Here is a 14,795-nt window from a genome sequence, read left to right on the forward strand (position 1 = left end):
CCGGGGCTTCTTCCCTCTCGCAAACCATCTTGCCATCCGCCATGTTTCTGACAGGCGCCGCTTCGCGCGCGCTTGTCTGGAGTCGCAATTGACCCTCATCTATCTCGTGCTTGGCCTTGCGCTGCTGCTCGGCGGCGCCGAGTTTCTGGTCAAGGGTGCGGCGGGCCTTGCCACCCGGCTCGGCGTTTCGCCCTTTCTCATCGGTTTGACGCTGGTCGGCTTCGGCACATCCTCGCCGGAACTGGTGGCGAGCCTCGAAGGCGCCTTTCAGGGCTATCCGGGCATCGCCATCGGCAATGTCGTCGGCTCGAACATTGCCAATATCCTGCTGATCCTCGGCATTTCCGGCCTTGTCTTCCCGCTCGTTTGCGACCGCGATGCGCTCAAGCGCGACGGCACCATGATGCTGATCGCGGCGGCGGCAATGGCTGCGGTCTGTGTCTACGGCTTTCTGTCGCGCGAAGCCGGTCTCGCCTTTCTCGCCGCGCTTGCCGTCTATCTCGTCTACACCTATCGCGCGGACAAGAAGGGCAATGACGGGGCAGGGGCGCTCCACGCCGCCGAGGCCGAATTCGTGACGTCGGGGCGTGCGCCCGGCATCGTGCTGGAGCTTGGCATGGCTGCGGGCGGCCTCATTGCCCTTGTCGTCGGCGCATCGCTTCTCGTCGACGCGGCTGTCGAGATTGCGACGAAGTTCGGCGTCTCCGAGTCGGTGATCGGGCTGACGCTTGTTGCCGTCGGCACCTCGCTGCCGGAGCTGGCGACCTCCGTTCTTGCCGCCTTCCGCCGCAAGGCCGACATTGCCATCGGCAATGTGATCGGCTCCAACATTTTCAACGTGCTCGGCATTGCCGGCGTCGTTGCGGTGGTGAAGCCGATTTCCATTCCGGGCGATATCGCTTCATTCGACATCTGGGTCATGGCAGTGGCGTCATTGCTCTTCATGGTCTTTGCCTGGACCGGCGCGCGGATCAGGAGGGTGGAGGCGGCGCTCCTGCTTGTCGGATACGGCGCCTACACAACCTTCCTGCTCAGGTAAGGTTCGGCGGGCGGGCGTTTTCGCAAAAGAACTTTTGCATTTTCGCATTTACGGGCGAAATCCCGCCGCTATCCTGCTCTCGTGATGCCATTTCGCGGAGCCGGACTTCAATGAACTGGGACGATCTGCGCTTTTTCCTCGCTGTCGCGGGTGCAGGCAGCCTTTCAGGCGCGGGGCAGCAGCTTGGCGTCAATACGACGACAGTCCTGCGGCGGGTCGCATCGCTGGAAGATGATCTGGGTGCCCGGCTCTTCGAGCGCGAGCGTACAGGCTACCGGCTGACGGCGGCGGGTGAGAAGCTGGTCGAGGCGCTGGAGCCGGTGGACCGGCGTCTATCCGCTCTGCCGCGAGATTTCGCGGCGGCAGGCGAGGGGGCGGAGGGAGGTGTCCGGCTGGCGGCGAGTGAAGTCATTGCGGCGAACCTCCTCGCGCTCGAATTTCCGTCCTTCCGGCGCGAACATCCGGGGCTCGAACTCGAAATCGTCACCGATCCGCGCCTTGCATCGGCCGGCCAGGCACCGAAAATCGGCAATCCTCTCAAGGATGTAGATGTTGCGCTCCGGCTTGCCCGGCCGACGCAGGGCGACATGCTGATGCGCAAGGTCGGCGATATGGCTTATGCGCTTTATGCCTCGCCCGCCTATATCGAGGCGCGCGGCCAGCCGTCCCAGATGCCGGATATTGCCGGGCACGATCTCATCGGCTTTCCACGCTCTGAAACGCCGCTTGGCCCGGTATGGTGGTTCTCGCGGGCGGAGAAGTCGGCCCGGATCGCGCTGCGCTCGTCCAGCGTGTCGGCCCGTGCTGCCGCGGCGCGCGAAGGGCTCGGCCTGGCTGCGTTGCCCTGCATTATGGGCGATATCGAATCAGATCTTGTTCGCGTCTTCGGTCCTGGCGTGCTCGGCAGCCTCGAACTGTGGCTTATGGCGCGTAACGATCTGGCGCAGCTCGCGCATGTTCGCGCCGTAATGGAATTCGTTGTGGACGCGGTCAAGCGCCACAGGGCGCGGCTTGAAGGGCGCGATCATGAGGTGCGCGAGCTGCCGCCCCGGCAAGGTCCAAACCATTGAAAAGCCGTCGAAATTCAGACCAGCCCATTGCTATTGCGCGAGGTTTCAGCGTAAAAATCTTGTGCTGATGCGGGTTTGGACAGCCTTAACGCGCCTTTAGTTTCCCGGCCGATATGGTTAGCGCCGCGTTAGCTCCGGAAGTGCCTCGACGGGCTTTCGGAGCGGCGATCAGCGATATTCGGATGCGAGACCGGCAGACGGGACACAAGATGGCGGGTGCGGCCGAGGCGGTGACTTTTATTTGCGGAAAAGCGGGCGCCGATGCGCCGCTTTCTTACGCACCAGCCGGTTTCGCCTCAGTTTCGTCGCAGATCATTCGTAGGCTGAGAATCAATGGGGTTCCACCGGTTGCCGGTGCAGGGGAATGACTGCTTGATGCGTGTCGGGGGGAGCCAGAAGGCCATCGCATCTTCCAGCCTTTTTCGTTTTGCGGCGGTCTGCTTGCCGATGCGCCTAAACAAATTAGCCACCATGAGTGGCCCAATCTCAACTGTTGCCGCGGCGCATTGCGTGTCTGGCGACTATTTGTCAGAGGAATAAGACAAACATGCTTTCCGGACTGCTCGGCATGTTCTCCGCCGATATGGCGATCGATCTCGGTACGGCCAACACCCTGGTCTATGTGAAGGGGCGGGGGATCGTTCTCAACGAGCCGTCCGTCGTGGCCATCATCGAAAAAGGCGGCAAGAAACAGGTTCTTGCGGTCGGCGAGGAAGCCAAGATGATGCTCGGCCGCACGCCCGGCAACATTCAGGCAATCCGCCCGATGCGCGATGGTGTCATCGCCGATTTCGAGATCGCGGAAGAGATGATCAAGCATTTCATCCGCAAGGTTCACAATCGCCGTTCCTTCGCCAATCCGCAGATCATCGTCTGCGTCCCGTCGGGTTCGACGGCGGTGGAGCGCCGCGCCATTCAGGAATCGGCGCTGTCGGCAGGTGCCCGCCGCGTCTATCTCATCGAAGAGCCGATGGCTGCCGCGATCGGCGCAGGCCTGCCGGTGACGGAGCCGACGGGTTCCATGGTCGTCGATATCGGCGGCGGCACGACGGAAGTCGCGGTGCTGTCGCTTGGCGGCATTGTCTATGCCCGCTCGGTGCGCGTGGGCGGCGACAAGATGGACGAGGCGATCATCGCCTATATCCGCCGTCACCATAATCTTCTTGTCGGCGAAGCAAGCGCAGAGCGCATCAAGAAGGAAGTCGGCTCCGCGGCCATTCCGGCCGATGGCGATGGCATGACCATCGAGATCAAGGGCCGCGACCTCATGAACGGCGTGCCGAAGGAAATCGCGATCGGCCAGCGCCAGATCGCCGAAAGCCTTGCCGAGCCGGTTGGCGCCATTGTCGAGGCCGTCAAGGTTGCACTTGAAGCGACACCGCCGGAGCTTGCCGCCGACATCGTCGACAAGGGCATCGTGCTTACCGGTGGCGGCGCGCTGCTGACCAATCTCGATCAGGTGCTGCGCGACGAAACCGGCCTTCCCGTTTCGATCGCCGACGACGCGCTGTCCTGCGTGGCGCTCGGCACGGGCAAGGCGCTCGAACACATCAGGACGATGAAGCACGTGCTTTCATCGGTATATTAGGCAGGGTGTAACGGCGGCCCCGCGAGGGACGGCCGGGCGGGCAGGGACGGCCGCCATAGCAGAAGAGCAGTAGTCAGCCGACATGGAGCCGAACCGCACAGCTCTGCCGTTTCGCGAATTCTCGCACCGGGTTTCGCTGATTTTCATGCTCACGCTGGCAGCGGCGCTGCTGCTGCTGGGCCGTGCGGAAACCTATGTGTTCGATCAGGCGCGGCAGGTCGTCACCGACCTTGCCGCACCGCTTCTCGAAATTGCTTCCCGCCCTGTCGCCGCGACGCGCCGCATCATCGAACGCACCGACGAATATGCCTATGTGTTCGATGAGAACGAGCGTCTGCGCGCCGAGAATGCGCGGCTCCTCGAGTGGAAGGAAGAGGCGCTGAGGCTTCAGGCCAAGGTTGCGCGTTACGAGGCGCTGCTCAATGTGCAGGTCGACCAGTCGATCGAATATGTGAGCGGGCGGGTGGTGAGCGACTCCGGCGGGCCGTTCATCGACACGGTTCTCGTCAATGTCGGCAGCGACAAGGGCGCGCGGAGCGGGCTGGCCGTCATCGATTCCGATGGGTTCATCGGCCGCATTGTTTCCACGGGACCGAGGGCGAGCCGCGTGCTTCTGCTCACTGACCTGAACAGCCGCATTCCGGTTGTCGTCGAGCCGGCGCAATACAAGGCCATTCTCGCTGGCGACAATACAAGCTGGCCGAGGCTTGAATATCTCGCCGCGCAAAGTGCCGTCAGCGCGGGCGACCGCGTGGTGACATCCGGCGATGGCGGGCTCATTCCGGCCGGTCTTCCCGTCGGCCTTGTCATCCAGACAAACAGCGGTGAGCTTCGCGTCCAGACATTCAGCGATCGCGGCAGGCTCGATTTCGTTCGTGTGCTGCAATACGAGTTTCCTTCCGACGTGAAACTTCAAGACCCGCCATCGATGCTGCGGGACTCGGCTCCCGAAGGCGGGGCAGGAGCGGCCGCGCCGGAGAGCGGCGGCCAGAGCGCGGCGGTGGAGTAGGTCATGGCGAAACTTGAACCCTATTCGCCGACACCGGCCGCCCGTGCGGGGCGTATCGCCATGACGGTGACACCCTTCGTCATTGGAATCGTCTGTGTGCTGCTGACCTTCGTACCGTTCGGCCGAATCGTCGGCTCGCCCCTTACGCCGGCCTTTCCGCTCATGGCGATCTACTACTGGGCGATCGTGCGGCCTGAAATGTTCCCGCCGCTCGCCGTGTTCGCGGTCGGCGTTCTGTTCGATCTTCTGTCGGGCGGCGAAATCGGCCTCTGGGCCTTTGTCTATGTCGTTACCTATTCGCTGGTCGTCACGCAGCGGTTGCTGCTTGTGAATGCGCCATTTTCGGCTTTCTGGTTCGGTTTTGCCTTTTCGGCGGCATTTGCGGGCGCGCTCGCCTGGTGCATCGTTTCGGTGATCCACGGCATGTTCGTGCCGCCCGGGCCGGTGTTCTGGCACATGACGGTCACAGTGGCGGTTTTCCCCCTGTTTGCTATGGTTTTCGGACGCTTCGAAACGCGCGTCCTGCTGGGCGGGTAGCGGGGGCGGGACATGCAGATCAGCGGACGGGACAGCAACCGGTATCAGACCTTCACTCGGCGCGCGGCGCTGCTTGCGGGTATTCAGGGCATCGCGTTCGTCGCGCTGGCCGGGCGCATGTATTACCTGCAGGTGCTCAAGACCGATCAGTACAGGATGCTGGCCGAAGAGAACCGCGTCAGCATGCGTTTGCTCGCGCCGCTGCGCGGCAACATCGTCGACCGCTTCGGGCGGCCGCTTGCATCGAACAAGCAGAACTACCGCGCCATGCTCATCTCGGAGCAGACGCCGGATGTCGAGGAGACGCTCAATCGTCTGTCGCGCATTGTCGAGATCGACGAGTTTCGCAGGCGCAGGGTTCTCCGTGATATCGCCCGTTCGCCACGCTTCATGCCGGTGACGGTGGTGGAAGGCCTCACTTGGGAACAGTTTGCCAAGGTCAATATCAACGAACCCGATCTTGCCGGCATTCTTCCCGATGTCGGTGAGACGCGCGACTATCCATATGGCGAGGAGTTCGCTCACATTCTCGGCTATGTCGCTGCCGTGTCCGATCGTGATCTTGCGAATGAGCCGAGAGAAGCGCATCGCCTGTTGAAGGTTCCCGGATTCCGAGTCGGCAAGGAAGGCATCGAACGTACCTATGACCGCCAGTTGCGCGGTACGCCGGGCTCCTCCCATGTCGAGGTCAATGCCTATGGCCGTGTCGTTCGCGAGCTTGCGAAAGATCCGGGCAAACCGGGCCAGGAGCTCGTGCTCACACTCGATCTCGATGTGCAGCGATTTGCATGGGAACGCGTCAAGGGCGAGTCCGCGAGTGCGGTTGTGATGGACGTTCACAACGGCGACATCATCTCGATCGTCTCCGCGCCTGCCTATAATCCGAACCTCTTCAACATGGGCTATCCGACGGCCGAATATAAGAAGCTGCTCGAAAGCCCTTATCTGCCGCTTCTCAACAAGCCGCTCGCTGGCATGTATCCGCCCGGATCGACCTTCAAGATGGTCGTGGCGATGGCGGCGATAGAGGCGGGGGTCGAGCCGTCGCAGCGCGTTCATTGTCCCGGCCACTTCTCGCTCGGAAGTCACGACTTCCACTGCTGGAAGCGTGGCGGGCATGGTGCAATGAACATGCACGAAGCGATCAAATATTCCTGCGACGTCTATTTCTACGATGTCGCACGACGTATCGGCATGAACGCAATCGCCGATATGGCGCGAAAATGTGGTCTCGGTCAGACCTATGATTTCGAGATACCGGGCGAGAAGGGCGGGCTTGTGCCGACGCCGGAATGGAAGCGCGCCGCGCGTGGAGAAGTCTGGCATCAGGGCGAAACGGTCATTGCCGGTATCGGGCAGGGTTATCTGCTGACGACGCCGCTTCAACTGGCGGTCATGACGGCGCGTATCGCCAATGGCGGATATGCCGTCGTGCCGCACATCACGCGCGCCATCGGTGGCGAGCTGCTGACTTTGCCTGCCGCCAAACCCATCGGGGTCAGCGAAAGAGCGCTGCGAGTTGCGCAGGGCGGCATGAACGGGGTGACGAACGAGCCGGGAGGCACCGCCTATCGCCATCGTATTCCCGAGCCGGGCATGGAGCTCGCCGGCAAGACGGGCACGGCGCAAGTGCGCCGCATCTCGCGCGCCGAACGTGCGACAGGCGTAATTCGCAACGAGGATCTCGAATGGCGTCAGCGCGATCACGCGCTTTACGTGGCTTATGCGCCTGTCCATGAGCCGCGCTATGCAATTTCCGTCGTTGTGGAACATGGCGGCTCCGGCTCTGCCGCTGCAGCCCCGGTTGCGCGAGACATCATGCGCGAAGTGCTTGTACGAAATCCGGGTGGGCCACAGGCGAGAAATCCTGCAGCGCCTTCGGGCAGCGAAGGGGCCGGCTGATGCTCGATCTTCGCCGGTTCACCGGCCATGAAATGCGGCTCACGGAAAAGCTTGGGGAATTCAACTGGGGCTTCCTGCTGCTGCTCACGCTGATCGCCTCGTTCGGATTTGCCATGCTCTATTCGGTCGCGGAAGGCAGCTTCTCTCCCTGGGCGATGCGTCAGGTGGCACGCTTTGGCGTGGGCGCCTGTATCCTGATCGTCGTGGCGATGATCGATCTCAGGCTCTGGATGCGTGTTGCCTATCCGCTCTATGCGGTGGCGCTCGCCATGCTGGTTGCGGTCGAGATAACCGGATTTGTCGGCATGGGCGCGCAACGCTGGCTCAGTCTCGGTTTTGTTTCCATCCAGCCATCCGAAGTCATGAAGGTGACGCTGATCATTGCTCTTGCGCGCTATTTCCACGGCCTGACGCTGGAAGAGGTGTCGCGCATCCGGAACCTGCTGGTTCCGCTGGCGATGGTGGGCGCGCCGGTTGGTCTCGTTGTGCTGCAACCGGATCTGGGTACGGCGGTCCTTCTCATCGCGAGTGGCGCCATTCTCTTTTTCGCCGCCGGTCTTCGCTGGCGCTACTTCATCATTGCGGGTGCGGGCGTGCTGGCGGTCATACCTGTCATCTGGAGCCGGCTGCACGACTATCAGCGCAATCGTGTGCTTACCTTCCTCGAACCGGAGCGCGACCCGCTCGGCACGGGCTATCACATTCTCCAATCGAAGATCGCACTTGGCTCAGGCGGTATGCTGGGCAAGGGCTTCATGGAAGGCACTCAGGCCCAGCTCAACTTCCTGCCCGAGAAGCACACCGACTTTATTTTCACCATGCTGGGCGAGGAGCTGGGCCTCGTTGGCGGCATTGTGCTGCTCGCGCTCTATTTCATCGTGCTCATGGTCTCGCTCAATATTGCGCTCCAGTGCCGCAACCAGTTCGGGCGGCTGCTCGCGATGGGCGTTTCGATGACCTTCTTCTTCTATGTGTTCATCAATACGGCGATGGTGATGGGCCTCCTGCCGGTGGTGGGTGTGCCACTGCCGCTCGTCTCCTATGGTGGCACTTCCATGCTCTCGCTTATGTTTGCCTTCGGGCTGCTGATGAGCGTCCATATCCACCGGAATCTCGAGATTTCGCGGGGGCCGAGCGCCTTCTGGTAGCCCGATTTCCGGCATTGTTCGAGCGCGGGGCAAGTCTGCTGGACAGGCCATCATTCCTTTGCTATAGGCACCGCTCCCCCACAGGATCGGTGGCCGGGATGGTGGTTTCCACCGGTCGCTCATGCGGCACGGCGGGCGCATAGCTCAGTTGGTAGAGCAGCTGACTCTTAATCAGCGGGTCCCAGGTTCGAGTCCTGGTGCGCCCACCAAAAAATACCAATAAAATCAAATACTTATTTATTGATGATTGACTGACGAAGGCGCCGAGCCGCCGCCAAGGTTACAGCCTAGGTAACATAGGGGCGCGGCATCGGGTCTTTTTCAAGGGCGCGGCCCTCAAGCGCCATCTCGGGCGGAAAAGCCTCGCTTCCGATTTTAAGGCTTACCCAGCTCGGCATTTGAATCGTGGCGCCCTTCGCCCCGCAGCGCGTGCAACGCAGCGCGCGCCGCAGCCGATTGCCGGATGCGCGCGCGCCGTACCGGATAACGAAAGGGGCGAGTGGAACGGCGCGCTTGTGTCGACAGCCGATCTTTTCGCAGTAGACCCAGACCCAGCCCGGCGCCTTGTGAATCTCGCCGAGGGTTGCAACCTGGTCATCTGATCGCCGCTGCCACATCGGAAAAATGTAGCGCGCCAGGCGTCGATTGCCAGCCTGACTAGCGGGGACCTATGCCAGGGCCCGGCCGGTACGCCCGCCGCGCTGCCGCGCCCGGCTGACCGCGCCGACAGCGCGGATCTCGACGCTGCGGTCAAGTGCGCGTAGCGCCTGCTCGATCCGCCCCACCGCGCCGGCATCGGCGCCGCGGGCGTCGATATAGACCGTGTTGCCGCCGCCCGACCCCCGGCCGCCATCGGAATCGAGCGGGATCACCTGCACGTCGCCGCGTCCCGCATAGGTCAGCTCCGGCCCGTTCTCGCCGGTCAGGCCGAACGATCCCTTGGGTATGGTTCCGCCCCTTGCGAAGCCGCCGGCAAAGATACTTTTCATTGCGCTGCCGAGCGCGCCTCCGATCATGCCGCCGATGCTGCCGCCGCCCGAAAAGCCGGTCAGGCTTTCGAGCATCGCCCGCACCGCGTCGCTAACGATGTTCTTTAGCGTTTCCATCGACACCCGGCCGTGCTCGATCAGCTCGTCGAAAATCGAGCCGACATTGTCGCCCATCTTGCTGAACCCGCTTTCGACCGCGCCGGCCGCATCGGCCGCGGGCTTGACCATCAGGCCGCCGAGCCGCGCGAATTCCTCGCCGATGCGGTCGACCATGTCGGGCACCCAGCTGTTGCCGACCACGGCCTTGTACATATCGGCAAAGAAGCCGGTGACAGCCGCCACCTTCTTGCCGACCCAATCCAGCACCGCGCCGAGCTTGTCCTTCAGCCAGGTTTTGACGCCCTCGTAAAGCGCCTTGACCTTGCCGACGACGCCGGGGATCAGCGCTTCGGCGACGGCGGCAACCGTGTCGAAGAAGTTGCGCCACAACGCCTTGAAGGTGTCGAAGGCGGCGGCGAAATCGCCGGTAAAAAGATGGATTGCCAGGGCCACCAGGCCTTTCATCCACTGATACCAGCCATGGGCGATCGCCTTCATGGCCTCGATCGGCCCGGCAAAGGCGGTAGCGACGGCGGCGATCTCATCGCTGAAATAGTACCAGGCGGCGATCAACCCACCCACCGCCGCAATCGCTATCAGCACCGGCGCCGACAAGGCCGCGAGGCCGACCATCAGGAAACCGAGCGCCGCGATCACCGGCCCGGCCACGGCCGCCAGCGCGGCCAGTCCCACCGCCCAGCGCTTGGTCTCGGGCGAAAGCTCCTTTAGCCATTTGACCGCGCTGCGCAATGCGTCGACCAGCGGCGGCAAGAATTCGGCGATGATCTCGCCGATGTCTTCCAGCAGGTCACTCCAGCTGTTGGCGAGCTGCTTTCGCATACCCTCAGACGTGTTCGCCATCGCCGCTGCCTGGCCGCCGAATTGTTTTTCGAGCTCCGACAGCATCAGCGCCTGGGCACCGGCAACGTCGCCGACCTCGACCATCGCCTTGATCTGTTCGCGCTGTTGATCGGTGAACGTGACCCCGGCGCGGGTCAGCGCCGTTATGCCGCGAACCGGATCGTTGAGCGCCTTGCCGATCATTATGGCCGAACTCTGCAAGTCCTGATCCAGGCGGGCCGACAAGTCCAGCGCGGCTTGTTGCGCGCGCTTGAAGGCATCGCCGCTCACATTGCCGAAGGTGAGAAGATTGGCGGTCACTTTCGACAGAATGTCTTCGTCGCCGAAGGTCGAAACGGCTTGCAGGTCGCCCGCCATTTTGTGCAATTCGTTGCGCGAGAATCCGGCCGTGCCGCCCATGCTTTTCAACGCGGCGTCGACGGCGGCAACCGCCTTTTCCTGTTTCTCGAAATTGGCCAGCGCCAACGCGCCGGCGCCTAAAATCGGAGCGGTGATGGCCGCCGTCATCACGCCGCCGACCTTCTGCATTTGCCGCCCGGCCGCCGCAAAACGGGCGGAAAATCCGCCCACGGATTTTGCGGCTTTGTCCATGTCGCGCTGCCATGCGGCTATTCCGGCCGTTAATTCCGCGCGCAACGCGCCGATTACTGCACCGCTCATGTCATCGTCTCCGTTTCAGCTTGTCGAAACTGTCAAATCCTTAGCTTCGGTTTTCGTTATCGGCCGGTGGGATCGCGCGCCGCCGCGCCAATGATGCTCCGACGCCGCCAATGCCGAGCGCCTCGAAAAATTCGCAAGCATCCTGCCACGTGATCTCAGGATGATGCTCTTGAAGGCTGGCCCACAAAAAATCTGCGTACCCGCGCACGGGCCCGCTTTTTAGATTGTTGATCCGTGATCTGACGGCCTCGTCGTCTTCAAGGCCCCATTTCTCCTTGAGAAGGATGATGGCGCGCTGGCCGATATGGAGCCTCAACCGCTTGCCGTCTAAATCGATTTCCCAATCGAATTTCACAGGGTCAACCTCGCTAGACGCATCTGGTTTCCAAGTCGATACCGGCCGCCAGGTTGGAGATGGGACCCCGGCGGCCGGCCTCTAGCGTCGCATGGTGGCGAGAAGCAAGAACACCGTGCGACACATTCCGATTTTGCTTCCGTCCTATTCGGTCGGCGACGTGATGCCGTCAACAACGCTGAAATGATCCGGTCGCACCGCGAACGCATCCGCCCGGAGATAGCCGCGAATCCAGACCTGCATCTTGCCGAACGAGTCGCCGCCGACGCGCGTGGCTTCGAGTGTCATTGCCGTGCGCATCGCCAGATAGTAGCTCTCCCACTGGCCGGTAAAGATTGCGCTCCCGACCTCCGCAGGCGGCGAGCCGGCCGTCAGGTTGACAGGGACCTGGTTCGTCTGGAGAAACCGCCGCTCCGCAACCGAGCGCGGCATTTGCAGCGGGTTTTCGTTGTCGTCAACCAGGCGGTCCAGCTCGCCGGCAGTGCGCGCGGCCATAATGAAATCGCCCGCTTCCGCATTTGCAGTTGCCACTTGCTCCACCGCCGACGAAAGCGGCGCGTAGCTCGTAAGCGGACCGTTCCAGTTGATCCGGCCAATGCCCGTAGTGTTGTAGATGCCGAGCACTTTGCCGATACCGTCGCCGACAAGGCACATCTTGTCCAGCTTGAGGCCGAGAGCTTCGGCGATCGACGCCATAATCAGCGCATCCGCGTTCGGCGCATCCTCGATCAACTCGATCGACGATTTGACGATAACCGCGAGCGTGTGAGGCTGAAAGAGGCGAGAGCCGAGCAACACTTGCCCCTCGGCAACGTCGGCATTTTCCGCCCTGAACTGCGGTTCCGGATCGCCGTCCACAGTGGCAAAGGAGGTCGGGCCGGTAATCGGAACCGTGAGCGCGCCCGCTTCGACAACGCGCGTTTTTGCGCGCGACAGGTCGATGATACGTGCGCCCAGGTAGCTCGGCGTAATGAAGCCGCCGGCGGCGCCTTCGGTTGTGCTCTGCTGGCTGCGAAAGTCACCCAGCTCGCCCCAGTCGCCGTTGATCGACGCTTTGAGCAAGTCCGTCAGCTTGGGTTCGCTCCCGTGCCGCGAACCGCCGACAAAATCGGCGACGCGTTCGTCGCGGCGAAGGCCGAAGACTTCCGCATCGTCGCCGCCCGCCCCGCGCCGTGAGCCGCCGCGCGCACCGCCCTTGTCGCCGATGATGTTGATGCGGTTGCGCGGTTCCCGACTGCCGGAAGCCTCGCGGTTGTCGATTTCATCCGACACGAGCCGGATACTGTTCGACAGCTTCGAACACGCGGCGACTTCGTTTTCGTTAAGGTCACGATTTTCGCCCCGCGCCCCTTCGATGATAGCGCCGTGCGCTCGTCGGGCCGCCTTCCGGTGCTCGTGCAAGTCAGACCACGATGCCCCCGTAAGCGAGAAGTGGAATTGTGTTGCGTCGAAGCCTACGGCCCCGAGCACCGCGCGGAGCTGATGCTCTTCGGCTATTTGATCCTGTTTCAGCATTTGCTTTTTCTCCATCCGGGCCGGCTGCGCGCATAGAAAAAACGCGCGGGCGCGGCCAACTATGTTGGCATTGCGTCCCTGCGCGCATTCGACGTGGTCGAGGCCGGAGGAGGGTTGCCGTCATGCGGGGGCCGTGGGCTTTCCCGATGCACTTGCAACGCGCCAAGAATACGCTTCCGGTCGCGAACGTCAAGGCGCATTCGTACCGTGTGCGGATAATCCGCCCAGCGGTGCATCAGTGCAGCCTCGGGAATGGCAGCACGTTGTCGTGACCGTCCGGGTCGTCATCGTCTTCGGGCATAACCACGGCCGCCGCGATCCCGCCGTCGCAAAAACCGAAGATCGGGGAGATGATCGCCGGCGCATCCTCGAGGCGCTTGACGATGTGCATAGCGCCCTCAAGCGCCGCGCCGGCGCGCATCTTGACGACAACAACATATTCCGTCTCGCCTGGCGCTGCCGCTGCAGCGGCGGCCATCTTCTGCCGATCGACGTCCAGGCTATCGCGACCATGATCCATCAGCTTTTGCAGAACGCCGGCCAGGTCTTCAAGCACTACGCCGATTTCAGTTTCCTTGGTCATCTCGATCCGATCCCTTCCTGTTGCCTCTACCGCCCCCCCCGCGCCCCCAAGGTAGCCGAAAAAGAACGCACGCCGCGCGAGGGTCTCTTTCCGATTTGGCTTCCGGTGCAATTAATCCGGGTGGGCTTTCCACTTCATTTTCGCTTTCACATAAACGTCGATAGGACGCCGGTTTGGGGGGCGGGAGTCCTGGACTTTTGACCCACCCCCCCATTGGGTGCCGAGTATGATCCGTACCCGGACGAAAGAGGCAGTGTGCGCGATCGGCGCAGCCCTCAGCTCGATCGTGGAAGCCGTGGAACCGCATCGTGGAAAAACCCGCTGTCTTTTTTCTATTTCTTTCCAAAGGTTTAGAGAGAAAGAGAGGGGGGTGTTCCACGCTTTCCACGCTTTCACGATGGGTTGTCTCGCGTGTGCGCGGGTGCGCGCGCATACGTGAGAGAAATTTCAAAACAGCGTGGAAAGCGTGGAAAAATCAAATTTCTCCTTTGGCGTCATCTACTTACGGTTTCACGTGAAACGGCACGTGAACGGCCACGGCGTGAAAAGAACCCGATCAAGCGTGGAAACAACGACTGTTTTGAATCCAGTTCCGGCTGCCTGGGGGGCGCGGGGGTTGCAGGTGATACAAGGTCGTCGTCCCAGCTTCGCGCGGCGAGTCCGGCGGCAAGGATCGCCAGCGGGATCAGTGTTGCGCGCGTCCGAAAGCCGTTGATTGAAATTGGGCAGTGGCGATCCGGAACGGCGCGCGCTCCCGCGATCTGTCTCAGCATGCTTGGCCAATTGATCGACGCCCAGGCGCTGCCCTGCATAAGCGCGCGTAAGCCCGGATGGTGGCGGTTCGCGACGGCCAGGTATTGCGCGCCGGTGTCCGGCGCCGCCCATATTCTGAGGCCCGCATGCGCCAGCACCCTGGACGCTTCCATTGAGAGCCGGCCGCCTTCGATCGCGCAGGCCAGATGTTGTGCGACGGTCTTTTCCTCTGGCGCCGCCATGCCGCCTGGCAGGACGCGCGAGAGGATGAATTCGAGGCACTGGCGGCCGGTTTTGTCGTAGGACTGCATGGCTCAGCCCACCTCAGCGCCGGCCGGCGCGGCGTCGACGGATTGCGGCGCCTGTTCTCTTTTCTGGCGCGCGGCCGACGCATGGAGGTCGGCAATCATTTTCTGGCGCACGTCGAACGCCTGGAGGTCGGCAAGCATCCAGTATCGGCGCCGACGGATTCGTACCGCCTCGGGAAATCCCAGCTCGGGATCGTTTTCCCAGCGCCAAAGCGTCATCTTCGTGATCTTGTAGCGGGCCATCACGTCCGCCGATAGCAGGCGTTCGTGGCTTACCGTTTCACTTTGCATTTGCTCGCCTCGCCAAGCATCAAGAGGTAACGAGACGAAAATTGCACGTGTTCGGCCGATGCGGTCACCAACCAATCTGCAATTGGGT

At 62.3% G+C, this 14,795-nt stretch carries 13 protein-coding genes and 1 tRNA gene; 8 read left to right on the forward strand and 6 right to left on the reverse strand.

Annotated elements, in window-relative coordinates; all coding sequences use genetic code 11:
* The first annotated feature begins 88 nt into the window (after positions 1 to 88).
* The 8 genes from ACK4FH_RS09595 to ACK4FH_RS09630 all read left to right on the forward strand — a co-directional run bounded on the left by ACK4FH_RS09595 (position 89) and on the right by ACK4FH_RS09630 (position 8,502).
* On the forward strand, positions 89 to 1,039 hold the full coding sequence (locus tag ACK4FH_RS09595) for a calcium/sodium antiporter (RefSeq protein ID WP_409813016.1): 951 nt from the start codon (positions 89 to 91) through the stop codon (positions 1,037 to 1,039).
* A gap of 110 nt (positions 1,040 to 1,149) precedes the next feature.
* Positions 1,150 to 2,109, forward strand: coding sequence for a LysR family transcriptional regulator (locus tag ACK4FH_RS09600; RefSeq protein WP_409813018.1), 960 nt, complete (start codon positions 1,150 to 1,152; stop codon positions 2,107 to 2,109).
* A 547-nt stretch (positions 2,110 to 2,656) separates the two neighbouring features.
* Positions 2,657 to 3,697 carry a rod shape-determining protein gene (locus ACK4FH_RS09605; protein ID WP_407948184.1) on the forward strand — a complete coding sequence of 347 codons (1,041 nt, stop codon included), beginning with the start codon at positions 2,657 to 2,659 and terminating at the stop codon, positions 3,695 to 3,697.
* A gap of 82 nt (positions 3,698 to 3,779) precedes the next feature.
* A complete protein-coding gene (gene mreC, locus ACK4FH_RS09610; RefSeq protein WP_409813020.1) occupies positions 3,780 to 4,706 on the forward strand; it encodes a rod shape-determining protein MreC in 927 nt (308 codons plus the stop codon).
* A gap of 3 nt (positions 4,707 to 4,709) precedes the next feature.
* A complete protein-coding gene (gene mreD / locus ACK4FH_RS09615) occupies positions 4,710 to 5,243 on the forward strand; it encodes a rod shape-determining protein MreD (protein WP_409813022.1) in 534 nt (177 codons plus the stop codon).
* A gap of 12 nt (positions 5,244 to 5,255) precedes the next feature.
* A complete protein-coding gene (mrdA, locus tag ACK4FH_RS09620; protein ID WP_409813024.1) occupies positions 5,256 to 7,145 on the forward strand; it encodes a penicillin-binding protein 2 in 1,890 nt (629 codons plus the stop codon).
* Positions 7,145 to 8,293, forward strand: a complete 1,149-nt coding sequence (gene rodA, locus ACK4FH_RS09625) for a rod shape-determining protein RodA (RefSeq protein ID WP_409813026.1) — start codon at positions 7,145 to 7,147, stop codon at positions 8,291 to 8,293. The genes mrdA and rodA overlap by 1 nt, the downstream gene beginning before the upstream one ends.
* A 133-nt stretch (positions 8,294 to 8,426) precedes the next feature.
* A tRNA-Lys gene (locus tag ACK4FH_RS09630) sits at positions 8,427 to 8,502 on the forward strand.
* Positions 8,503 to 8,961: 459 nt separating this feature from the next.
* Here ACK4FH_RS09630 and ACK4FH_RS09635 read toward each other — a convergent pair.
* From ACK4FH_RS09635 to ACK4FH_RS09660, 6 genes are all read right to left on the reverse strand, one after another.
* The gene (locus tag ACK4FH_RS09635) at positions 8,962 to 10,902 is read right to left on the reverse strand and encodes a phage tail length tape measure family protein (RefSeq protein ID WP_409813028.1); all 1,941 of its coding nucleotides are present in this window, start codon (positions 10,900 to 10,902) and stop codon (positions 8,962 to 8,964) included.
* Between the two features lie 40 nt (positions 10,903 to 10,942).
* Complete coding sequence (locus tag ACK4FH_RS09640; protein ID WP_409813030.1) at positions 10,943 to 11,257, reverse strand: hypothetical protein; 315 nt, start codon at positions 11,255 to 11,257, stop codon at positions 10,943 to 10,945.
* Positions 11,258 to 11,401: 144 nt separating this feature from the next.
* Entirely contained in the window at positions 11,402 to 12,772 is a 1,371-nt protein-coding gene (locus tag ACK4FH_RS09645) for a phage major capsid protein (protein WP_409813032.1), read from the reverse strand.
* 235 nt (positions 12,773 to 13,007) lie between these two features.
* Positions 13,008 to 13,355, reverse strand: a complete 348-nt coding sequence (locus tag ACK4FH_RS09650) for a hypothetical protein (protein ID WP_409813034.1) — start codon at positions 13,353 to 13,355, stop codon at positions 13,008 to 13,010.
* 494 nt (positions 13,356 to 13,849) lie between these two features.
* Positions 13,850 to 14,419, reverse strand: coding sequence for a hypothetical protein (locus ACK4FH_RS09655; RefSeq protein ID WP_409813036.1), 570 nt, complete (start codon positions 14,417 to 14,419; stop codon positions 13,850 to 13,852).
* Positions 14,420 to 14,422: 3 nt separating this feature from the next.
* Entirely contained in the window at positions 14,423 to 14,659 is a 237-nt protein-coding gene (locus tag ACK4FH_RS09660; RefSeq protein WP_409813038.1) for a hypothetical protein, read from the reverse strand.
* Positions 14,660 to 14,795 lie beyond the last annotated feature (136 nt).

Source organism: Parvibaculum sp., assembly GCF_046297875.1.
Taxonomy (GTDB): Bacteria; Pseudomonadota; Alphaproteobacteria; order Parvibaculales; family Parvibaculaceae; genus Parvibaculum.